Consider the following 22,895-nt stretch of genomic DNA (forward strand, 5'->3'; position numbering starts at 1 on the left):
CGGTCATGTCCATCTCCGAATTCTGCATTCGCCGCCCGGTCGCCACGCTGCTGATGTCCCTGGCACTCGTGGCGGCAGGCTTCTTTGCTTATACGGTGCTCCCGGTCGCGGCGCTGCCGCGGACCGATTTTCCGGTGATCAACGTCTCCGCCACCTTGCCGGGCGCTTCCCCCGAGACGATGGCGACCTCGGTCGCGACGCCGCTCATCAAGCAGTTCAACACGATCGCCGGGATCGACAGCATCTCGACGACGAACGCCCTCGGTTCCACCTCGATCTCCATCCAGTTCGAACTCAGCCGCGATATCGACGCCGCTGCCGCCGACGTTCAGGCGGCCATTACCCGCACATTGCGCACGCTGCCGCAGGACATGCCCTCGCCGCCGAGCTTCCGCAAGGTGAACCCGGCGGATGCGCCGGTGCTGCTGCTCGCATTGAAGAGCGATACCGTGCCTCTCACCAAACTCGACGCGCTGGCGGAGCAGGTGATCTCGCCGGCGCTGTCGACGCTCGACGGCGTCGCGGAAGTCTCGATATTCGGCAGCCAGCAGTTTGCCGTTCGCATCGAGATCGATCCCGACGCGCTCGCCGCCCGCGGCATTTCGCTTAACGCTCTCAAGACGGCCGTCGCGGCGGCAAACGACAATTCGCCGCTCGGCACCGTGCAATCCACCGGGCGGCAGATGACGATCGTCGCCGACACACAACTCGACAATGCCGCCGCCTTCTCCAAGCTGATCGTCAAGAGCGCGGACGGCAAGGCCGTTCGGCTCGGCGACGTGACCAAGGTCATCGACTCGGTTGCGGACACTCAGACCGCGAGCTGGCATGACGGCTCGCGCGCGATCATCCTTGCCGTCCAGCGTCAGCCGGACGCGAATACGGTTGCCGTGGTCGACATGGTGAAGGCGATGCTGCCATCGTTCCGCCAGTCCCTGCCGGCGGCAGCGTCGCTGGAGATGCTCAACGACCGCTCCCAGTCCGTGCGCGGCGCTGTCGACGATGTGGAACTCACCCTGGCCATCACGATCGGGCTGGTGATCCTGGTGATCTTCCTCTTCGTCCGTCGGCTCTGGGCAACGCTCATTCCGGCCTTCGCCGTGCCGATCTCGATCATCGCCACCTTCACAGCCATGTATGCGCTGGGGTTCTCGATCGACAATGTTTCGCTGATGGCGCTGACGCTTTCCGTCGGCCTCGTCGTCGACGACGCCATCGTCATGCTGGAGAACATCGTCCGGCATATGGAGGAAAAAGGACAAAGCGCCTTCGAGGCGGCGATCTCCGCCTCAAGGGAGATCGGCTTCACGATCATCGCGATTTCGCTGTCGCTTGTCGCCGTGTTCATCCCGGTGCTCCTGATGGGCGGCGTGATCGGCAAGATCTTCAACGAGTTTGCCGTGGTCGTCACGATCGCGATTCTCGCCTCGGCATTCGTGTCGCTGACGCTGACGCCGATGCTTGCGGCACGCCTGCCGGAGATGCCCAAGCATGATCAGGAAAGGCATGAGCTCGATGCGCGGCTCGAGCGCGGCTTTGAGGCGATGCTCCGCGGATATGATCGTCTCCTGAAGTTCTGCATGCGCCATCGCTTCGCCGTCCTCATCCTCTTCTTCGCCACCATCGGTCTGACGATCTATCAGGTGAGGACGACTCCGAAGGGCTTCTTTCCGCAGGAGGATATCGGCCAGCTGCAGGTGACGACGCAGGCGCGGCCGGACATCTCCTTCGCGGCGATGTCGGCACTGCAGGCCAAGGTTGAAGACGTGTTTGCGCATTCGCCCTATGTCGCCCATGTGGCGAGTTCGGTCGGCACGGGCGGCTCCTCGGCCTCGAATTCGGGAAGACTCTTCGTCGAATTGAAACCGACGAGCGAACGGCCGGCATTGCCCAGGCTCCTTTCCGAACTGCGTTCGCAACTCGGCGACATTGCCGGCATCCGGAGCTACATCACGCCCGTGCAGAACCTCTCCGTCGGCGCACGCAGCTCCGCCAGCCAATACCAGCTCGTCGTCCAGAGCCTGGATCAAAGCTTGATGAACGAGTGGGCGGACAAGCTGACGGAAGCGATGCGCGAGGACCGCGCCTTCTTCACCGATGTCAACTCCGATCTGCAGAACAATGCGCCCCAGGCAGAGCTCGTGATCGACCGCGACAAGGCCGCCGCACTCGGGATCACGGCAGACGTGCTGCGCTCGACGCTTTATGGCGGCTTCGGCTCCGAGCAGATTTCGACCATCTACACCTCGGGCGACAGCTACGAGGTCATCATGGAGCTCGATCCGGCGAAGAACTGGTCTGCGGCCGCCCTCGCGCAATTGCAGGTGCCGACCGCCGCCAACACGCTGGTGCCGCTTGGCGCATTTGCCCGCATAGACACGTCTCCCGGGCCACTCACCGTCAACCAGCTTGGGCAGTTGCCGGCAGTTACCATCTCCTACAATCTCCCCGCCGGCGTGGCGCTCGGCAACAGCGTCGACGAGATCAGCCGCCTGAAGACCGAAATCGGCATGCCGTCGGAGGTCACGACGCGCTACTACGGCACGGCACAGCTCTTCCAGGATGCGATGTCCAACCAGGCCTGGCTCATCCTCGGAGCGATCCTCACCATCTATATCGTCCTGGGCATTCTCTACGAGAGCTTCATCCATCCGCTGACGATCCTCTCCGGCCTGCCCTCGGCAGCCTCGGGGGCGCTGCTGGCGATCAGCCTCGGGGGATTCGACCTGTCGATCATCGCGGTGATCGGTCTTCTGATGCTCATCGGCATCGTGAAGAAGAATGCGATCATGATGATCGACGTGGCGCTGTCTTTCCAGCGCACCGGCATGCCTGCCGCAGAGGCGATCCACCGCGCCTGCCTGATGCGCTTCCGGCCGATCATGATGACCTCGCTCGCCGCGCTCATGGGCACGCTGCCAATCGCGCTCGGCACTGGCGCCAGCGCGGAATTGCGCCAGCCGCTCGGCGTCGCCGTGGTGGGCGGGCTGCTCGTCTCGCAGCCGCTGACGCTCTTCGTCACGCCGGTGATCTATCTCTACATGGAGAAGCTCGCCGACGGTATCAAACGGCTGTTCAATGCTCGAACCGCGAGGCAAACCGTCACCCGACCGATGCGGTTAGCCACGGGTGAGCGGGAGGACTATTCATGACGTTTTTCTCAGGCAGGGCTGAAGCAAATCAGGCGCAAATGGCTGGAACCGGGTGGCGGCCGTTGCTGAGGCGCAACCAGCGCTATCTTTCCGCCATCGGCACGCTCGTCCTGATTGCTCTTTTCGGTGCCGCGATCTTCCATCTGACTGCCGAGGTCCGATATGACGACGTCGTCTCGGCACTGGCCGAAACGAGCTGGCGTTCAGTGGTTGCGGCCATTCTGTTCACCGGCTTGAGTTTCCTGGCGCTCACCTTCTACGACGTCAGCGCCCTTGACTACATTCGGCGCAAGCTGCCCTATGCCGATGTCGCGCTCACGGCCGCCTGCGCCTATGCGGTCGGCAACACAGCCGGTTTCGGGGCGCTGAGCGGCGGCGCGATCCGATATCGCTCCTATTCGCGTCTCGGGCTCGAACCGGACGAGATTGCCCGCGTCATCGCATTCGTTACGCTCGCTTTCGGACTGGGCCTCGCGGCAGTCGCCTGCCTGAGTCTGCTTGCGGTCGGCGAGTATGTCGCACCGCTCATCGGGCTCGATGCCTTTTGGCTCAGGACGATAGCCGTCGTCGTTCTTGCCGGCATGCTCGCGATCATGGTCGCGGCGCGCAGCGCCCATGAAGTCCACATCGGCCGCCTCACTCTGCGGCTGCCGGATTCGAGAACGTCGTCGCGACAGTTTCTGGTGACGGCGCTCGACCTCGCCGCATCCGCGACTGTCCTTTACGTCCTACTTCCGGCCGGAACGATCGGTTGGCCGGCTCTCCTTGCGATCTATTCCGTCGCGGTCGGTCTCGGCGTGCTCAGCCATGTGCCCGCGGGCCTTGGCGTCTTTGAGACCGTGATCGTCGCGACACTCGGGCAAGCGGCCGATGTCGACGCGGTGCTCGGTGCGCTCGTCCTCTATCGCGTCATCTACCACGTGCTGCCGCTGCTGATCGCGATCGTCGCCATCGTCGGAATCGAGCTGCGCCAGTTTGCCGGCCATCCGGTCGCCTCCAGCCTGCGCCGAGCCGGCGGCCGCATGACGCCGCTTCTGCTTGCCACGCTTGCACTGGTGCTTTCCCTCATGCTGGTGCTGTCGAGTGTGACGCCGACGCCGGACGAGAATCTGGCCTTCCTCGCGAACTATGTCTCTCTTCCGATCGTGGAAGGAGCGCATTTCCTCGCGAGCCTGCTCGGGCTGGCGCTCTTCATTGTGGCGCGAGGGCTGGCGCTGCGGCTTGATGGCGCCTGGTGGGCGGCGATCGTGATCGCGCTCGCGGCGCTCCTGCTCTCATTGGTGAAGGCGGTAGCGCTCGGAGAGGCCGGCATGCTCGCCTTCTTCCTTGTCGGACTGCTCGCGAGCCGCCGTCTCTTCGTTCGTCCGGCTTCGCTCTTCGGCCAGGCGCTGACGCTGCCCTGGCTTACTGCCCTTGGCGTCATCTGCCTCGGTGCCTTCGTCGTCCTGCTTTTCGTTTATCGCAACGTCGAGTACAGCCACGAACTCTGGTGGCAGTTCGAATTCTCGGCGGAGGCGCCGCGCGGTCTTCGCGCGCTGCTCGGAGTGACGATCGGCGCGACCGCCGTGGCCATCTGGAGCCTGATGCGTCCGGCCGCGACTGCGATCGCGCCTGCCTCCGACGAGGATATGGAGCGGGCGCTCGCCATCGTCGAGACGCAGGACATGTCCGACGCCAATCTCGTGCGGATGGGCGACAAGAGCATCATGTTCTCTGCCGACGGCCGCGCCTTCATCATGTACGGCCGTTGGGGCCGCTCGTGGATCGCGCTTTTCGATCCCGTCGGCCCGGTGGAGGCCTGGCCGGACCTCATCTGGCAGTTCATCGAGACGGCCCGCGCCAATGGCTGCCGTGCCGTCTTCTACCAGATTTCGCCGCGCGGCCTTGCCTATTACGCCGATGCAGGCCTCAGGGCTTTCCGCCTCGGTGAGCTTGCAGAGGTCGATCTCACGCGCTTCGAGATGAAGGGCGGCAAATGGGCGACCTTGCGCCACCAGGTAAGCCGGGGCCAGCGCGATGGTCTGGAGTTCTCGGTGGTGGAGCCCGCGGACGTACCGGCGATCCTGCCGGAGCTCGCCGCTATTTCCGATGCCTGGCTTGACCATCACAGCGCCCGGGAGAAAGGCTTCTCGCTCGGCGCCTTCGATCCACAATATCTGGTGACGCAGCCGGTTGCGATCCTCAAGTGTGAGGGGCGCATCGTCGCCTTCGCCAACATACTGGTCACCGCCAATAAGGTAGAGGGCTCTGTCGACCTCATGCGTTTCTCCCCGGAGGCGCCGCGCGGGTCGATGGACTTCCTGTTCGCTCAACTGATGGAATACCTCAAGGCGCAAGGCTACCGGCGCTTTAATCTCGGCATGGCGCCGCTTTCCGGCATGTCCTCCCGCAGCACGGCGCCGGTCTGGGATCGCGCCGGCCGGACCTTCTACGAGCACGGCGAGCGCTTCTACAATTTCAAAGGTCTGCGCGCCTTCAAGTCGAAGTTCCACCCGCACTGGCAGCCGCGCTATCTGGCGGCGAGCGGCGGTCTCAATCCGATCCTCGCGCTGATGGACGCGACGTTCCTGATCGGTGGCGGCATCAAGGGAGTGATCAAGAAATGATCCGCATGACAAGAATCTGGAAAGGCGCTGCCTTGGCGACGCTGATTGCTGCGGCGGCAAGCCTCCCCTCAGCGGCCGAAGAGGCGAGATTCGACACCGGCATGATCCCGTCGCCGCATATATTGTTCCCGAAGCAGGACGCATCCGGGCTCGTCGTGCTGCTTTCCGGCGCGGACGGCTGGACGGAAAAGGAAGATGCTGTTGCGCGCTCCCTTTCCGGGGAGAATGCACTCGTCGTCGGCATCGATCTCAAGGCCTATCTGGCAGCGCTCGCCAAGGACGACGGAGAGTGCATTTACACCGTCTCGGATATCGAATCCTTGAGCCAGCAGGTTCAGCGCGCCGCCGCTAGCGGTGCCTACCGGCCGCCGGTCGTCGCCGGGGTCGGCGCTGGCGGTGCCATGGCGCTGGCTATCGCCGCCCAATCTCCCGCCGCAACGATCGGCAAGACCCTCGCAGTCGATCCCGAAGAGGGCATTGCCTTGACCAGGCAGCTCTGCACGCCGGCCGAGAAGGCCCGCAAGGGTGATCGTCTGGTCTATGGCTTGACCGACGGACCCTTGCCGGACCCGGTCAGCGTCACGTTCTCACCCGCGGCGTCCGCCGAGGGGCGCCAACATGTCGCCGCGCTGGTCGACAAGCACCCGGACATCGAGACCACGGACACGGAGGACGACGCCTATGCCGCCCTGTCCGGCGCACTCTCGGAATATCTGCAGGAGGGCGACGAAACAGACAACCCGTTCGGTCTGCCGCTCACCGTCCTCGACGCGAAACCGTCACGCGACACCGTGGCCGTGATCTATTCTGGCGATGGTGGCTGGCGCGACATCGACAAGGAGGTCGGTAATGCCCTGCAGCAGCAGGGTGTGCCGGTGGTCGGGATCGATTCTCTCCGTTATTTCTGGTCCGAGCGCCAGCCGCAGGCGACCGCCGACGATCTCGCCCGGATCATCAGCTATTATCGAAAGCGCTGGAATGTCCGCAACGTGCTGCTGGTCGGTTATTCCTTCGGTGCCGATATCCTGCCGCGCACCTATAACCTGCTGCCCGCCGCCACCCGCGCGCGCGTGCGCCAGGTGACGCTGATGGCTATGTCACATCGGGCGGATTTCAAGATTTCCGTCCTTGGCTGGTTCGGCGCCGAGGGCGAGGCGAGCGCGGGCGATCCGGTCGATGATGTCAGGGCGATCGATCCGTCGCTGGTCCAATGCATCTACGGCACGGAAGAGGAAGACGACGCCTGTCCGGGGCTGAAATCCTCCGGCGTCGACGTGGTCGCCATCGAAGGCGGCCACCATTTCGACGAAGATTACCCCGCCTTGACCCGCCGGGTCCTCGACGCGCTCGACCGGCGACTCGCGGCGAAGTAACTGCTCCCGCAAACGCGGACCTCACCTCATCGCTGACGACGTGGCTACACCTTAGCCTGCCCGCAGCAGCGGATATGCCGCGCGGAGCGTTACACTGATGCTGGCGATTTACTTTTCTCTAGCCTCGCCCATATCAATGATCCGACTCGATACGCGCTCGGCGAGATGGCGATCGTGGGTAACGAGCAACACACCGAGGCCGGTCTCGTGGACGATTTCGAGTAGGAATTCAATGACGTCCTTCTGGCTGACCGGATCGAGGCGCGACGTGGCTTCGTCCGCAAACAGAAACACTGGGTCGAGCAAAAGGGCCCGAAGGATGGCGAAGCGCTGCAGCTCGCCGCCAGAGATCTCACTTGGCAGGCGATCGAGCAAATTTGCCGACAGCCGAAGCCGTGACCAGATCGGTCAGTCCCTTGCGAATGCTTTGACGCGGCGCGAAAGCGGCGGGCGGATCCTGGTAGAGCTTCTGATACCTTAGCGGCGAAACACCCGTTTGCCGTTCGACGGTGCCTGAATCGGCTGCCGTAAGCCCGAGCAGAATGTTTCCGACCGTGGTCTTGCCGCAACCGCTCTGGCCGGCGATCGCGACGATCTCGCCGGCACGAATCTCAATATCCAGTTCAGAAAACAGCACTTTCTCTCCGAAGGCTTTCGCCAATCGACGCCCGGCAAGTACCGGCCCACCCGAGGCGGTCGGTCTCTGTCGATGCCAACTTGCCGGATCGGCACCGACCAATGCGCGGGTGTAGGGATGCGCCGGCGCCGCGAGCAGCTTTTCCACAGGCCCGTATTCAACAAGCCGCCCGTCCAGGATCACTCCTACCGTTCCGCCCAGCGCCCGTGCAACCGCGACGTCATGGGTGATCGTCAGCAGCAAACGTCCCCGCTCGACCTCTTGCCGCAGCCGCGCCGTAACGGAATCGCGCAGCGCCACATCAAGTCCTTTCGTCGGTTCGTCAGCGATCAACAGATCGCTCTCGGCCGCGTGGGCGATCGCGATTGCGGCGCGCTGGGACATTCCACCCGACATCTCGAACGGATAGAGTTGGCCGGCATGTCCAAGACCGACTTCGGCAAGATTGTCTCTAGCCAGCAAACGGCTCAGCCCTCGGCTCTTCTTTTTCACAAACCGGTGGACCTCGGATATTTGCGGCGTAATTCGCATTGTTGGGTCGAGCGCCAGCCACGGTTCCTGAGGGAGAAGCGAGATACTGCGTCCCCAACGCGCGCGTCGTTCGGGCGGCGAACCAGCCAAGAGATCAACACCGTCGAGCAGCGCCTTTCCAGTGGCCCGCAGTTCGGTCGGCAGATTTCCCATAATGGCCTGCGCCACAAGCGACTTGCCCGACCCGCTCTCGCCGAGCAACGCCAACGGGCGCCCTCTGCCGACCGTGAAGGAGACGTCTGAAACGATCCGCCCTGCGGCCCATTCCACGGAGAGTGCGGCTATGGAAAGTTCCTGGATTCCGGGGCGCACGTTCATGGATGATCTCCCTGTGCGAGAAGCTGGAGGCCGAGGACGAGCAGGAAGATCAGCAATGCCGGCAGCAGCACATGCACCGGCGCCTCCGCGTAATACGGCAAGAGCTCCACGATCATGCTGCCGAGTTCGGGCGTGGGAGGCTGCAGCCCAACGCTGATGGCGCTCAATGTCGACACGGCGATGATCGCCGTCGCCATAGCAAAGGCCGAAAGCGTTGCGATCATCGGTGCGATCACCGGCAAGACATAGTTGACAAGGATGTAGCGCGAGCCAAAGCCGAGCATGCGCGCCGCCTCGATATGCGGCTGCGCGAGGATGGTCTTCGTCGTCGCCTTCGTTACACGATAGAACTCTACCCACAGGGTAAGCGAAAGGCCCAGGAACAGCGGGCCATAATTGCCGGGCGCGAAGGCTAGCAGCAGGAGCACCAGCATCAAACCGGGCAGTGCCAGCACAATTGTGGCCGTCAGTTCCAGGAACCGCTCTGTCCAGCCGCCTTTCCAGGCGGCGACAAGACCGAGGAGAACGCCTGGGATCGCGGCCGAGAGCATGGTCAGGAGTGCGAGGCCGAAGGAAAGACGAGCGCCGTGGGCGAGACGCGCGAGGAGGCTGCGCCCGTAATGATCGGCTCCGAGCAAGTAGTCGCCGCCGATCGGAGCGAGGCTGGCGCTAAAATCCTGCGCCGCAGGATCGGCAGGAATGAGCACCGGCCCGATGAACGCAAAGCCACCGACCAGGCTTAGAATGCCGGCGCCGAACATGCGCCCCCTGGTCAGTCGCCGGTCCGGCCGAGAAATGGACAGCTCGTCGGTCGTACTCATGCCGTTCTCCTCACACGCGGATCGAGCCACTGCGTCAGAAGGTCGACAATGGTGGCGATGACGACGAACATCAGCCCCATCAGCAACGCCGTCCCCTGCACCATGGGAATATCCCGTTCGACAACCGCATGGACCAGCGCGTGGCCGATGCCCGGATAGGCAAAGAGCGATTCCACGACGACGACGCCTTCGACGAGGTACACGGCCTGCAGTCCGGTATAGGAAACGACAGGGATGGCGGCGTTGCGAAGCCCATGCCGAAGGACGACAACGGATTCCGGCAGCCCCTTGTATCGGGCGAAGGCGAAATAGGGTGCCTTAGCAACGGCAGCGACCGAGTTGCGCATCACCCGGCTCGACATGGCCGCAAGCCCGAGTGCGAGCGTCAGCGCGGGAAGCAGCATCTCACGCGGCGAGCCAAAACCGGCTGGCGGTAACCAGCCGAGCTGCTTCGAAAAGACCAGCATCAGCATCAGACCCAGCACGAACGGCGGAATGGCGCGGAAAATTGCCGCACCCGCCAAGCCCAGTCGGTCAATCGCGCCGCCCGCCTTCAGTCCCGAGAAGAGGCCAATGACTGGTCCGATGAGAAGCGATAGCGCGAGCGCCGATGCGGCAAGCCACACGGAAGCGCCGAGCTGCACCTTCAGCTCATGGACGACCGGCGAACCCGTGACGAGCGAATGTCCGAGGTCAAGGCGCAAGAGGCTGCCTAGCCATTCCAGGAACTGGGCTGCAAGCGGCCGATCGAGGCCTAGTTCGAGCCTGACCTTTTCTGCCGCTTCGGCAATCCGTGCATCCGGCCCGTAGCGGCCGGCAGCAATGCGCATGGCGGCGTCACCGGGCAGCACGCGCATGAGCACGAAACACAAGGCGCCGACCACGATGGCCACTAGCCCCGCCTGGAGCAGGCGCGCTAGAAGGAAGTTTCTCATAACCTTACCCGTCACTCTGCCCAGCGGATTGCCGACAAGCCGTAATTCACTTCGAGGGGGTCGACCTGGACTCCGGTGATCCTCTTGTTCGAGACGATGGCGAGCTCCGACCAGGTCACTGGAATGCTTGGCAGCTCTCGCTGCAGGATCTCCACCGCGCGACTCTGAAGCGGAGCGCGGGCCGCCGCATCGCTCGTCGCCGCAAGTTGTTCGACGACGCTCTGGATTTCCTTGTTGTCCCAGCCCATCGAACCCCAGTCGCTTCCGCCGGGACCATAGTCCTGGAGCAGCGTTCCGACGGGATCCGGCACGATGGAATAGAGTCGCGAGATCAGCCCCATCTCCAGCGTTCCGTCCTGATGGCGCGCCGGAATCTCCGAGCTGTTGCCGACGGATACTTTTACCTCGATTCCCACCTGTCTAAGCTGGGCCTGGAGTGCCGTCGCGATCGGCGGCAGTTCAGGCCAGCTCGAATAGGTAAGCAGAGTCACGCTGAACCGCTTGCCGTCCTTTTCCAGAATACCGTCGCTGGCGGCTTTCCAGCCGGCCGTGGCCAGGAGTTCCTTCGCCTTGTCGACGTCACGCACGAGCGGCTGAACCTCGGGGGAATTCCAGCCCTTCATCGCAGGCGGGAATAGCTGGGTTGCAGCAAGATCGGCGTTGCGCAGGATCACCTTGGTGAGACCGGCCCGATCAATCGCTGCGCTGATCGCCTGCCGTTCCTCAATCTGGTCGAAAAATGGGGACGCCGCATTGACCTTGAGGATGCGCGTGCGGGGGATGGTGGCAATCTGCACATCGAGTTTCGGATTGGCTTTCAAACGATTCACCGAGACCGGCAGCATCGAAAAGACCAGATCGGCTTCGCCGCTTTCCGCCATCAGCGCTCGGGTTTCGCCTTGTCCCACTGCGAGATAGCTGACTTCCTCGATCGCGGACTTGCCGCCCCACCAGCGGCCTGAGGCCTGCAACTCCAGCCGTGCCGGAGCGGTGAGGCTCTTCACCTTGTAGGGTCCGGATCCAACGATCTGCGTAACTTTGCCCGCCGCATCAAATGACGAAGGCGCCAGCACGATCGTGCTGAAATGGACGAGATAGGCGGGCAGGGCAGAGAACGGTTTCGTCAGCCGGATCACGACGTCCCGCCCTTGACTGGTGATCTCGCCAAGCGGCGCTTGAGAGAGCACGCCGACACCTGCAAGGGCTCGCTTCAGACTGGCGGCAGCCGCTTGCGGGGTCACCGGCGTGCCATCGTGAAACTGGGCATCCTCTCGGAGCGTAAAGCGCCATATGAGACCATCGCTGCTGACGCTCCACTGTTTAGCGAGGGCCGGGACGAGATTGCCTTCGTGGTTGGCGGTCACAAGCGTTTCGGCGACCTGCAATCTGCTGAAGACATAACCTGTCTGGGCTGGATCAGTGCCGGCAATCTCCCATGGGCCGGCAACCTTGAGCACCGCGGCATGGGCCGGGTTAAGCGCTGCGGTGACGCCGAGTGCAACCGCAGTGAAGAGCACGCGCAGTGTGCGCATTCAGACCTCCAAATATTTTCCTGTGACTAAGCTGGCTGCAGAGTGCATGTGTCTGCTCCCTCGATATGTTACGTTATTACAATCGTCAAATGGAAAGTTACGTAATAACGTTGCAGTCATCTGGACGGCGACACCGTTTGACCAAGCCAGTTGCGGCCGGCGATGGCCTCGTCACCAATCGGGTGGTTCGCTCGATTATCGCGGAAACGGCGGATCGTGCTGCTGATTTTCGCGGTCGCGGCCTGCTGGCGCGATGGCCGTCGTTCAAGTTATGCCCAGACGTGCCGAGGTGAGGTGTCGATCGGTGTCCTAACCGGCGAGTTCCAGCGGTTCGATGCGAAGGAGGTGACCCTTGTCCTTTCCGTAGTTCTCGTGCGTCCGTTTTCTGACCCCACTGCTGTCCTCCGGATCGCGTGGACGTGCGGCCGCTTAGGGTCGGATCGTAACGTTCTCCATCGCCAGCATATAAGCAGGCTCCTGGCCGCGTGCCGCCGTTCGGAGCTTTGGCTGCGAACGTCTGCTCTCGAGCAACGGCTCGTCGGGTTGTTAGGTTGCATTGCCCAGAACGAGAAGAGGAACAAGAACGAAAACGCCAAGCCCCTCCAGTGCAAGCACAACCAGACGACCCGCGCTGCCGCTGTGGACGCGCCGCAGTCGCTGCTCTTTCTACGCTGCCACCATTCCCGCTCGGCATCGGAAAGCCGAAGAGAGAAGCGGATCCCTTTGGGTGCGACATCAGGGCATTCAATCTGGATTTTTCGTACCTATCCTGATTCGCCCGGTTCCAGAGCGCTTTCGCATTTGCTTATCAGGCGGTACTGTATTTTCTTGGCGGAGGGGCAAGTGTGGAACGTCGCCTTACCACAATAATGGCTGCCGATTTGGTCGGCTATTCTCGTCTCATGGCGGCAGACGAGGAAGGCACCATTTCGCGGCTGCGCGATGCGCGAATCTACGTGATTGACCCGGCAATTATGGAAGGCGGTGGCCGCATCGTCAAAACCATGGGCGACGGGCTCCTAGTCGATTTCCCATCGCCAGTGTTAGCGGTAAGAGCGGCTCTTCTAATGCAGCGCAACTTGATCTCGCGCGAGTCTCCTCAAAGGGAAGACCGACGTCTGCGTTTCCGGATTGGTATTCATCTGGGAGACGTGGTGATCGATGGGGACGACATCCTCGGCGACTGCGTCAACATCACTGCGCGTTTAGAAACCATCGCACCCGCCGGAGGCATCTGCATATCTCGTGCAATCTACGATCATGTGAAAGGCAAGATAGAGGCTGGGATGACGTGGCTCGGGCCACAGTCCGTTAAGAACATCCCCGAACCAATTGACGTGTGGCAGGTCGAGCTGGACGGCACGGCGCCCAGCCCGGTTAGGCTCTCTGGACAGGAACGTGCTTCGATCGCGGTTCTCCCATTCCAGAATTTTTCTGCCACGCCCGATCAGGACTTCTTTGTCGACGGACTGGTCGAAGACGTCATCACGGAACTAAGTCGCTTTCGATGGTTGTTCGTGATCGCTCGCAACTCGACTTTCGCCTACAAGGGAACAGCCAAGGACGTACGCAAGATCGCCCGGGAACTTGGTGTGCGCTATGTCGTGGAAGGATCGGTTCGGCGGTCCGGTGATCGGTTGAGGATCACTGTACAGCTAATCGACGCGCTGTCCGGAGCACACATCTGGGCCGAGCGGTGGGATCGTCCGATCGCCGATTTTTTTGATGTGCAGGACGAGATAACGCGCCGGATTATCGCGGGCATCGAACCAGAACTGGGAGCGCACGAACGGGGCCTCGCCCTCGCCAAATCGACGGACAACCTTACTGCTTGGGAACTTTGTCACCGCGGCTTTGCTGAATTGCTTTCCTTCGAAGCAGGTTCTCAAGCCACTGCCGAGAGGTTCCTTCGACAAGCGCTCGAACACGATCCGAATTTCGCACTTCCCTACGCCTATTTAGCTCGCCACCGATACGCACTCGTCCTTTGGGGGCGTGCCGCAGACGTGCCTGTTGCTGTCAAGGAAGGACTATCGTTCGCCACGAAGGCCTTAGAAATCGACAGGCGTAGCGATATCGCGTATGCGATGATGTCGCTCCTTCTTACGGTGGACGGGCGAGCGGCTGAGGCCATCCCTGTCGCTGTACTGGGCCTTGCATTAAATCCCAACTACGCGTTTCTTCACTTCGCACATGGAATGGCAGCCGTGCGGCTCAGGGACGCCGATACGACGATTAGAGCCGCACAAAATGCCATCGATCTCAGTCCTCACGATCCGTCTATGTTTGCGTTCAAGACACTACTCGGTATTGGCTTGATGCTGAGAGGCGAGCCCGATGACCTCTCAACGGCCCGGATGCATCTACGGGAAGGCGCATCCTTCGAACGCACAACCTATTATCCATTCATTGGGGCAGCGTTGCTCGCTCTCAGGGCGGGCAATACCGATGAAGTGAAGATCTGGATCTCTGATGCTTTGAAGAAGTTTCCAAACCTGAATGCGGAATACGTCCGAGAGGCGGCCCACCCATTCTATGAAGGCAGTCCTTACTGCGACTACCTCGACAGGTTGATCGAGCAGGGGCTCCCCCCGGGGAAGAAGCGTCTGATCGAAGAATAATCGCGTCACTTAGAAAACTCCTGTTCCCGGCTTCTATGCCGTGTTCAGGCAGAAATTCCACTTATAACCCCTGTCCAAGTTTCCCGATCCAGCTCTGGCCATTGCGTCACGGCATTGGAAGGCCGGCGGAAGCAAACACCTTCGCACGCGCGGACTGTGTCAGTACAAATTTATGGTGGAGTGTCGCTGATCGCACGGATGTGCCGAGGCATAGGTAGATGACATCGCGCGGGCGGGCGGCGGCAGGCAGCACGACTACGGTTCTAATTATTGCCCGCAACGAACGACCCCTCTCCGCCATTAAACATACTCAACCAGCCCCCAAAATCGCGCTCGCCGCGATCGCCGCCCTGTTCCTCGCCAATGTCTCCCTCGCCCAATCCGCCCAGAGCTCTGACGGCGGCAGCCAGAACCAGCCTCCTTTCTCGTCCCCGACGACTTCCGATTTGCCGGCGGCGGCGCAGGCGGCCGTCAGCAGGCAGATCCAGGCCGCTCGCTTTTCGTGGTCGCCTTCGACGGCGATTTGCTGGAGCAACCTCTCATTGTTCCAGCCGATGAAATCGAGGAGGTGTTTGATAACGCCCGACTCGACCGCATGGTCGTAAAGCCAGTCGAACTTCTTGCGCTTCGCGGCTCTCGTCATGGCAAACCGCTCGTCCTCCAAGAGAACGCCGAGAAAAGCGTTGGGGAAGGCTTCGATGATCGCGGCGCCGGCGATGACGGATCTGCCGATCGGGGCGGCTGCGAGGTGCCTGACTTGCGCGGCCGTCTCCGCGGCAGCTTTCCGGAGATCGCGACCATGACCATGGTGACTGAGGCCCGGCTTGCAGCGCGTCTGGAAGGCGCCGCGGATGAAGAGACGCTCACAGAAGCGATCGAGGGTGTCGGGCGCCTCGGGCGGCGTCAAAGGTCCGTCGATAGCGATCACCGCGAATGCGGCCGAGGCGGGAATGCTTCGCTGTCGCCGCTCCCAGTCGCTGTGCGTCCTGGCCGAGCCGAACTCCTCGCCAAGGTTCCAGGCAACGCCGGTGGTCGGGCGGGATCGGGAGTAGCCGACGTCGATGCCGAGCAGTTTGTCGAAGCTCATCTTTTCTGCTCCATCGCATCGAGATCCCGCGAGAAGGCGGCGCCCCTGTCCAAGGGCTGTACCGATCAACTTAGCTCTGCTGGTTGATGCGCAGCCAGCCCTCCAGGGCAGCAATCACCGACAGTCTGAGGCTCGCGCCGCGGGCTAACGCGCCGGTGAGGGACTGGCCGTCGGGTTCAAATCCCATCTCGTGCATCACATCCCGAGGCGTCAGCCTGCGCCGGACCATGATCGCCTGGATCTCGGCGATGGTGGAGGGCAGCAGATAGCGGCCGCTCGCGATAGGCGTTTCCGCGTTCCGCGAATCTGAAGAGGGAGGAGGGGAGAATGATGCCGCCGTCGCCGGGCTCGCGCCCGTGGCTGAAACCCAGGCCAGGAAAGCGTCACGCTCGCTTTCCGTGGCTTTCGCCCAGGAGTTCTTGAGCTTCTCGAGGCGGGTGCGCTCCGGCTTGATGCCGGCGATGACGAGGGCTTTGCGCGCCGAGGCGATCTCACCCGCGAGGAGGGCGCGATGGATGTCCGGAAACTCGGTCTTCAGCCGCTCCAGGTGGACGTCATCGCGCTTGGTTTTCTTCGACATCATGAATCTCGAGGCTCGATTTCCATGTCATCTACCCTGCCCGAGAGGCGCGGGCGAGGAAAAACATGAGCCGCCTTGTACGTCCGGATGGGACGGCGCAACTCGCGGCTGCCGTGTTTGAATGAAACGTCGTGGATGAGGGCTGCGCACGTCAAGCTCTGCACAAGCCGACCTTCCTATCATCGCGCCAACAGCCGGATGTGACGTGGCGAAGAAAGGACAATGAATGTCTGACACTATTGAGCACTATAGCGACCCGCAGGACGCCAGGGTGGCCCTCTACCTGATGGACAATGACGGCGACGAGCTTACCGATATTCTGGTCGCTGCGCTCGAAGATGCCTTTCGGATCCTCGGCGAGGATGATGCCCAGACGATGCATTGAGGCGGTCGGCGGGCTACAGCCCGTGCATCCTTTCAGACGCACATGCGCTAGCCGTCTTGTAACACACGCTCCACGGAAGCAGCCGCCCGCAGCAGCGTTCCGTCGGCACCGTTTCGCCCCATCAGCATCAGTCCTGCCGGGAGCGCGGTGCCGGGCATCGGCAGGGTGATTGCCGTCAGGTCGAACTGGTTGGCGACCTCGGTGTTGCGCAACAGCAGACCCTCGATACGGCGATATTCCTGTTTGTCATCCACCACGGAGGCGATGGGGACGGCGGGGATCGGTGTCGTCGGCAGCAGGACCAGGTCAAAATGCTTCAAGCGCTCGTCCATGGCGCGGGCGAGCGCGCGCCGCGTCTGCAGCAGGCTTTCGAGCGCCGCGTCGGGAACGGCGAGACGGCGGCGGAGCGGGGATTTCACGCGGATATCGACCGGCACATTCTCGCCCATCAGCCAGTCCGCATGGATGCGGCTTGCTTCGAGCCCGGCGAGGGAGCCGATTGCGGTGGCTTCGCCGAAGCGGGCGAGGAGATCGTCTATCTCGCATTCGGCGAGCTTTGCGCCGGCGCCGGCGAGCCGTTGCAGGCTTGCCTCGAAAGCTCCGGCGATATCGGGCGCGAGGCCTTCCAGCAGAACGCCTCTCGGAATGCCGAACTTCAGGTCGTCGAGCGGCAGGGAGCTAAGCGGCTTCGGCGTCTCGCCGGCCATGATGGCGTCGGCCAGCGCACAATCGGCGACGCTGAGCGCGAGCGGGCCGATCGAATCGAGGCTCGGCGACAGGGGGAAGGCGCCGTCGAGCGGCATGCGGCGGGCGGTCGGCTTGAAGCCGACGAGGCCCTGCAGGGCGGCGGGGATGCGGACCGAGCCGCCGGTATCGGAGCCGATGGCGATTTCGCTCGTGCCTTCCGCCACCGAAACGCCAGCGCCCGAGGAGGAACCGCCGGGAATGAGCTTCGGATCGAGGGTATTGCCCGGCACCGGATAATGCGGATTGAGGCCGATGGCGGTGAAGGCGAATTCGGTCATGTGCGTCTTGCCGATGATGACGGCGCCGGCGGCGCGCAAGCGTCGGACGATTGTTGCATCTGCCGACGCCTGCGGCGCAGTACGGCGGGTGATCGAGCCGGCAAGGGTCGGCTCGCCGGCCACGTCGAAGAGGTCCTTGATCGAGACGATGCGGCCGTCGAGCGGGCCGAGGCCCGTTCCTTCCTGCCGCCTGCGGTCGGCGGCTGCCGCTGCGGCGCGGGCGGATTCGGCATAGATCTTCATGAAAACGCGTTCTTCGTCCCGGCGCTGCTCCAGACGCGCGAGAATGGCTTCGAGCCGGTCACTGGATGAGGGCGTGTTCGATCGGGTCAAAGGCAAAGGACCTCGTTAGGCGCGGCGCCTGTCTTCCTTCATAGCAGGCGCATGGACGACAGTCGAAGTAGGCTATCGTTCATAAGTTGTGCGATTGATATATAATCAACGTCCTGCGACTTCTGGTATCCAGTCGGGAGGCGTCAATGCCATTGCTGCAATCGTTCTTGGATTCCTCTGCAATCAGGCAGGCAAGGTACGATGCGCCCCGTCGGATCTTGAGCATCTGGTTCGTCGGCAATGATCGCCCGTACCATTACCTCGACGTTCCGGAGCGTGTTTACGAGGAACTCGCGGATGCGGACTCGGCTGGCGGCTACTTCAACCACCGCATACGGGACCATTACGATTTCGTGCATTGAGCATCGCCGGTCCCGCCGTTCCGGCGCCTTCACAGAACTGTCGCCAATCCGTTCAAATAGTTTCATCCATCTGTAAAGCCGCTGACATGCGGCTCGCCAAAGGTCCGCTCGCGAAGACGATGATTCGCGAAACGGGACCGGAGGCAGGATTTGGCCGCAGTTCGAGACACGCTCACCAGGCGTTCTTTTCTCTTATCGGCCGGCGCCGCCGGCCTCATGGCGTCCTCCGGACTTGCGACACCGTTCTATGCGCGCGGCTACGGGAGGCCGGAATTCCTGCATGGCGTCCAGTCCGGCGATGTCGATCCGCAATCAGGCATAATCTGGACGCGGGTGGACCGCCCGTCGCGCGTCGCGGTCGAATATTCGACCACCGAGAGCTTCTCGAGTGCCATCCGGCTTGCCGATATCGATGCGACGCCGAAGACCGATTGCGCGGTGAAGTGCCGGCTCGACAATCTGCTGCCGGACCAGGACATCTTCTACCGCTTCACCGCCACCGATCTCTATGACGGCAACCGCGTTTCCGAGCCGATCGTCGGGCGCTTTCGCACCGCGCCCTTGCGCCGGCGTTCGGTGCGCTTCGTCTGGTCCGGCGACACGGCCGGTCAGGGCTGGGGCATCGACGAGGTTGGCATGAAGACCTATTCGACCATGCGGCTGCACGAGCCGGATTTCTTCATCCATTCCGGCGACACGATCTATGCCGACAACCCGATCCCCGACGAGATCAAGCTTCGCGACGGCGGCATGTGGAAGAATCGCATCGTCACGCCGGAAAAGCGCGACGTCGCCCGCACGCTCGAGGAATATCGCGGCCAGTGGAAATACAATCTGCTCGACGAGCATGTGCGCGGCTTGAACGCCGTCTGCCCGACCTTCTATCAATGGGACGACCACGAAGTTCTGAACAATTGGTCGGCCTCCACCGATCTTCGCGATGACCCGCGCTATCCGGAGAAGGACGTGGCCGTCTATGCGTCCCGTGCGGCGCGCGCCTTCCACGAGATGACGCCGATCCGCACCCTGCCGACCCAGCCGGGGCGCATCTTCCGCAAGATCGCCTATGGTCCACTGCTCGACGTCTTCTTCGTCGATTTGCGTTCCTATCGCGGCCCCAACCAGGGGGAGGGGGATGCCGGGCTTTTCGGATGGCGACAGACCGATTGGCTAAAGCGTGAGCTCGCCGCCTCGCGCGCCACCTGGAAGGTGATCGCCTGCGACATGCCGATCGGTCTCGTCGTCTGGGACGATTATTCGAGGAAGCGTGGATCGGACGCGATCGCCAATGGTGACGGCGGCGCGCCGGGGGGGCGCGAGACGGAATTTGCCGATCTCTTGCGCTTCATCCGCGACAATGGGGTCGACAACATCGTCTGGCTGACGGCCGACGTGCATTACACCGCCGCCCATCACTACGACCCGTCGCGTGCCGCCTTCAAGGATTTCCTGCCTTTCTGGGAGTTCGTCTCCGGCCCCTTGCATTCCGGCACCTATGGGCCGAAGGAACTCGATATGACCTTCGGACCGGAAGTCCGCTTCATCAAGGCGTCGGCCGGCGGCGCAGACAGCAATCTGCCGCCGTCGGCGGGCCTGCAATTCTTCGGAATCGTCGATGTCAACGGCCAGACGGAGCAACTGACCGTGCGGCTCATGGACCGGCAGGATAAGGAGCTGTGGCGCGTGACGCTCGATCCGGCGGCCGTCGCTTGAGTGCCGCAGCGGTTTGTGCAGGCCCGGTCTCAAGCGCCGCCCCCTTTCGCAATCGCAAAAAAACCTGTATGAGCGCGGCAACTGAAAAGCGGTACCCGCCTTGTCGCGCGTGCCCACGAACTTTCCGAGACAAAAAATGAGCATTCGTAACATCGCGATCATCGCGCACGTCGACCATGGGAAGACCACGCTCGTCGACGAACTTCTGAAGCAGTCGGGCTCGTTCCGCGAAAACCAGCGCGTTGCCGAACGCGTCATGGATTCCAACGATCTGGAAAAAGAACGCGGTATCACCATTCTCGCCAAGGCGACCTCGGTGGAGTGGAAGGGCGTGCGCATCAACATCGTCGACACCCCCGGCCACGCCGACTTCGGCGGCGAGGTCGAACGCATCCTGTCGATGGTGGACGGGGCAATCGTGCTGGTCGATGCCTCCGAAGGCCCGATGCCGCAGACCAAGTTCGTGGTCGGCAAGGCGCTGAAGGTCGGCCTGAAGCCGATCGTCGCGATCAACAAGATCGACCGGCCGGACGGCCGCCACGAGGAAGTCATCAACGAGGTCTTCGACCTCTTCGCCGCGCTGGACGCGACCGACGAACAGCTCGATTTCCCGATCCTCTACGGTTCGGGTCGTGACGGCTGGATGAACGTCAATCCCGAAGGTCCGAAGGACCAGGGAATGGGACCGCTGCTCGATCTGGTTCTGAAGCATGTTCCCGAGCCGACGGTTGCCGAAGGCCCGTTCCGCATGATCGGCACGATCCTGGAGGCAAACCCCTTCCTCGGGCGCATCATCACGGGTCGCATCCACTCCGGTTCCGTCAAGCCGAACCAGGCCGTGAAGGTGCTGGGCCAGGACGGCAAGCTGCTCGAATCCGGGCGTATCTCGAAGATCCTCGCCTTCCGCGGCATCGAGCGTCAGCCGATCGAGGAGGCCCATGCCGGGGACATCGTCGCAATCGCCGGTCTCACCAAGGGCACCGTCGCCGACACCTTCTGTGATCCGTCCGTGGCAGAGGCACTGACAGCCCAGCCGATCGATCCGCCGACCGTCACCATGTCCTTCATCGTCAACGATTCGCCGCTTGCCGGCACCGAGGGCGACAAGGTGACCTCGCGCGTCATTCGCGACCGCCTGTTCAAGGAAGCCGAAGGCAACGTTGCGCTGAAGATCGAGGAATCGTCCGAGAAGGATTCCTACTTCGTCTCCGGCCGCGGCGAATTGCAGCTTGCCGTGCTGATCGAGACGATGCGCCGCGAGGGCTTCGAGCTTGCCGTTTCGCGTCCACGCGTCGTCATGCACAAGGACGAAAGCGGGCAATTGCTGGAGCCAATCGAAGAAGTCGTCATTGACGTTGACGACGAGCATTCCGGCGTCGTCGTGCAGAAGATGTCGGAGCGCAAGGCCGAGATGGTCGAGCTGCGTCCCTCCGGCGGCAATCGCGTTCGCTTGGTGTTCTTCGCGCCGACCCGCGGGCTCATCGGCTACCAGTCGGAACTCCTGACCGACACGCGCGGCACGGCGATCATGAACCGCCTGTTCCACGACTACCAGCCTTACAAGGGCGAGATCGGCGGCCGCGTCAACGGCGTTCTGCTCTCCAACGATGCCGGCGAATCCGTGGCTTACGCGATGTTCAACCTTGAGGATCGCGGCCCGATGATCATCGAGGCGGGCGAAAAGGTTTATGCCGGGATGATCATCGGCATTCACACCCGTGACAACGACCTGGAAGTCAACGTTCTGAAGGGCAAGAAGCTCACAAACATGCGTGCCGCTGGCAAGGACGAAGCCGTTCGCCTGACGCCGCCGATCCGCATGACTCTGGAGCGCGCGCTTTCATGGATCCAGGATGACGAGCTTGTAGAAGTCACGCCGAAATCGATCCGGCTCCGCAAGATGTATCTCGATCCGAATGAGCGCAAGCGCTTCGAAAAGACCCGTACGGCCGGCGCGGCGTAAAATTCGAGAAAATCGACAGACGCATGAGAACCCCGGAGCGATCCGGGGTTTTTTGCTGTGTGTGCCTTTCGCGGGCGGCTTGCGGATAAAGTTAAAAACACGTTAACCTTCGAACGGATGCCGTTAAAGTTGCCTGTGGGTTAACGTGGCGCGGCAGCCTGGCGGGATTCCGGTTCGCCGTGTCGTGTGTTTAGAGTCAGGTCATGAAGACTGTTTCGATCGAGGTCAGGCCCGGAGAGCCGCATGAGGCGGCGGCGATCGCCGATGTGCATCGCGCTTCCTGGCTGCAGGCCTATGGCGGCATCATCCCGCACCGCCCGCTGGTCAAGATGGTCAACCGGCGCGACGAGACCTGGTGGAGGAAGGCGACGCGCGGGCCGGCGACGCTGCTCGTAGTCGATGTAGCCGGAACGATAGCCGGCTATGCGACGCTGGGCCTGAGCCGCGCAAGGGCGCTCCCGCAGGAAGGCGAGATCTACGAAATCTATCTTCGTCCCGAATATCAGGGCCTCGGTCTCGGGCGCATGCTGTTCGGCGAGGCGAAAAGCCTACTGAAATCGCTCGGTTGCGAGGGGCTGGTCGTCTGGTGCCTCGAGGACAGCGACCTCGCCTATAATTTCTTCCTGTCGGCCGGTGGTCGCGATATTGCCGAGGGCATGGAAGACTTCGGCGAGAAATACCTGAAGAAGGTCGGCCTCGTCTGGAAGTAAGCGCTCCCCCGCCTGTTTCCTTAAGCCCATGGCTTCGTCACAGGGTGTGACTGTGCAGGGTTAGAGGTCTCCCGGCGCTCCCCCACCCCATTGCCTTTTTCCAGGACAAAAATCCGCTCTGCCCATATTTGGCCGCGCCGCCTACCTACAGCATTTCCGCCCCCGGAACGAAAGTCATGTTGCATCGCGGCATGTTTCCCTTTATCCGACG

17 protein-coding genes are annotated in these 22,895 nt (G+C 62.4%); 9 read left to right on the forward strand and 8 right to left on the reverse strand.

Translation table 11 applies throughout. The features are described 5' to 3' along the window. Positions 1 to 5 precede the first annotated feature (5 nt). From CO676_RS18915 to CO676_RS18925, 3 genes are read left to right on the forward strand one after another with little or no spacing between them, the layout of a single operon-like run. Positions 6 to 3,152 carry an efflux RND transporter permease subunit gene (locus CO676_RS18915; protein WP_097522224.1) on the forward strand — a complete coding sequence of 1,049 codons (3,147 nt, stop codon included), beginning with the start codon at positions 6 to 8 and terminating at the stop codon, positions 3,150 to 3,152. Further along, positions 3,149 to 5,758: a bifunctional lysylphosphatidylglycerol flippase/synthetase MprF gene (gene mprF / locus CO676_RS18920; protein ID WP_014766243.1), complete on the forward strand. Its 2,610-nt coding sequence runs from the start codon at positions 3,149 to 3,151 to the stop codon at positions 5,756 to 5,758. Before CO676_RS18915 ends, mprF begins: the two co-directional genes overlap by 4 nt. After that, the gene (locus CO676_RS18925) at positions 5,755 to 7,131 is read left to right on the forward strand and encodes an AcvB/VirJ family lysyl-phosphatidylglycerol hydrolase (RefSeq protein WP_097522225.1); all 1,377 of its coding nucleotides are present in this window, start codon (positions 5,755 to 5,757) and stop codon (positions 7,129 to 7,131) included. Before mprF ends, CO676_RS18925 begins: the two co-directional genes overlap by 4 nt. Before the next feature lie 108 nt (positions 7,132 to 7,239). Here the strand turns inward: CO676_RS18925 and CO676_RS36135 are convergent, their stop codons facing one another. The 5 genes from CO676_RS36135 to CO676_RS18945 are packed head-to-tail and all read right to left on the reverse strand — an operon-like array spanning position 7,240 to position 11,905. Beyond that, positions 7,240 to 7,506, reverse strand: a complete 267-nt coding sequence (locus tag CO676_RS36135) for an ATP-binding cassette domain-containing protein (RefSeq protein ID WP_245424361.1) — start codon at positions 7,504 to 7,506, stop codon at positions 7,240 to 7,242. Continuing rightward, positions 7,484 to 8,617 (reverse strand): ATP-binding cassette domain-containing protein, encoded by a 1,134-nt coding sequence (locus tag CO676_RS18930; RefSeq protein WP_245424362.1) that lies wholly within the window; start codon positions 8,615 to 8,617, stop codon positions 7,484 to 7,486. The genes CO676_RS36135 and CO676_RS18930 overlap by 23 nt, the downstream gene beginning before the upstream one ends. Further along, entirely contained in the window at positions 8,614 to 9,438 is an 825-nt protein-coding gene (locus tag CO676_RS18935) for an ABC transporter permease (protein WP_097522226.1), read from the reverse strand. The genes CO676_RS18930 and CO676_RS18935 overlap by 4 nt, the downstream gene beginning before the upstream one ends. Further along, positions 9,435 to 10,373, reverse strand: a complete 939-nt coding sequence (locus CO676_RS18940; RefSeq protein WP_014766239.1) for an ABC transporter permease — start codon at positions 10,371 to 10,373, stop codon at positions 9,435 to 9,437. Before CO676_RS18940 ends, CO676_RS18935 begins: the two co-directional genes overlap by 4 nt. Before the next feature lie 11 nt (positions 10,374 to 10,384). After that, positions 10,385 to 11,905 (reverse strand): ABC transporter substrate-binding protein, encoded by a 1,521-nt coding sequence (locus tag CO676_RS18945; RefSeq protein ID WP_014766238.1) that lies wholly within the window; start codon positions 11,903 to 11,905, stop codon positions 10,385 to 10,387. 845 nt (positions 11,906 to 12,750) lie between these two features. Here CO676_RS18945 and CO676_RS18955 point away from each other — a divergent pair. Then, positions 12,751 to 14,526, forward strand: a complete 1,776-nt coding sequence (locus CO676_RS18955; protein ID WP_097522228.1) for an adenylate/guanylate cyclase domain-containing protein — start codon at positions 12,751 to 12,753, stop codon at positions 14,524 to 14,526. 310 nt (positions 14,527 to 14,836) lie between these two features. Here the strand turns inward: CO676_RS18955 and CO676_RS18960 are convergent, their stop codons facing one another. Beyond that, positions 14,837 to 15,613 carry a DUF429 domain-containing protein gene (locus tag CO676_RS18960; RefSeq protein ID WP_097522229.1) on the reverse strand — a complete coding sequence of 259 codons (777 nt, stop codon included), beginning with the start codon at positions 15,611 to 15,613 and terminating at the stop codon, positions 14,837 to 14,839. Between the two features lie 70 nt (positions 15,614 to 15,683). Continuing rightward, positions 15,684 to 16,193 (reverse strand): hypothetical protein, encoded by a 510-nt coding sequence (locus CO676_RS18965; RefSeq protein ID WP_097522280.1) that lies wholly within the window; start codon positions 16,191 to 16,193, stop codon positions 15,684 to 15,686. Between the two features lie 226 nt (positions 16,194 to 16,419). On the opposite strand from CO676_RS18965, the gene CO676_RS18970 reads away from it, so the two are divergent. Next, entirely contained in the window at positions 16,420 to 16,578 is a 159-nt protein-coding gene (locus CO676_RS18970; protein ID WP_097522230.1) for a hypothetical protein, read from the forward strand. A 47-nt stretch (positions 16,579 to 16,625) separates the two neighbouring features. Here CO676_RS18970 and CO676_RS18975 read toward each other — a convergent pair whose 3' ends face one another. Then, the gene (locus tag CO676_RS18975; protein ID WP_097522231.1) at positions 16,626 to 17,936 is read right to left on the reverse strand and encodes an amidase; all 1,311 of its coding nucleotides are present in this window, start codon (positions 17,934 to 17,936) and stop codon (positions 16,626 to 16,628) included. A 146-nt stretch (positions 17,937 to 18,082) separates the two neighbouring features. Here CO676_RS18975 and CO676_RS18980 point away from each other — a divergent pair, with 146 nt between their 5' ends. The 4 genes from CO676_RS18980 to CO676_RS18995 all read left to right on the forward strand — a co-directional run bounded on the left by CO676_RS18980 (position 18,083) and on the right by CO676_RS18995 (position 22,684). Beyond that, positions 18,083 to 18,298, forward strand: a complete 216-nt coding sequence (locus CO676_RS18980; protein WP_097522232.1) for a KTSC domain-containing protein — start codon at positions 18,083 to 18,085, stop codon at positions 18,296 to 18,298. 150 nt (positions 18,299 to 18,448) lie between these two features. Next, positions 18,449 to 20,011, forward strand: coding sequence for an alkaline phosphatase (locus CO676_RS18985; protein WP_097522233.1), 1,563 nt, complete (start codon positions 18,449 to 18,451; stop codon positions 20,009 to 20,011). Between the two features lie 136 nt (positions 20,012 to 20,147). Continuing rightward, the gene (gene typA / locus CO676_RS18990) at positions 20,148 to 21,974 is read left to right on the forward strand and encodes a translational GTPase TypA (RefSeq protein ID WP_014766231.1); all 1,827 of its coding nucleotides are present in this window, start codon (positions 20,148 to 20,150) and stop codon (positions 21,972 to 21,974) included. A 203-nt stretch (positions 21,975 to 22,177) separates the two neighbouring features. Beyond that, positions 22,178 to 22,684 (forward strand): GNAT family N-acetyltransferase, encoded by a 507-nt coding sequence (locus CO676_RS18995; protein ID WP_014766230.1) that lies wholly within the window; start codon positions 22,178 to 22,180, stop codon positions 22,682 to 22,684. Positions 22,685 to 22,895 lie beyond the last annotated feature (211 nt).

The organism is Sinorhizobium sp. BJ1 (assembly GCF_002531555.1).
Classification (GTDB): Bacteria; Pseudomonadota; Alphaproteobacteria; order Rhizobiales; family Rhizobiaceae; genus Sinorhizobium; species Sinorhizobium fredii_B.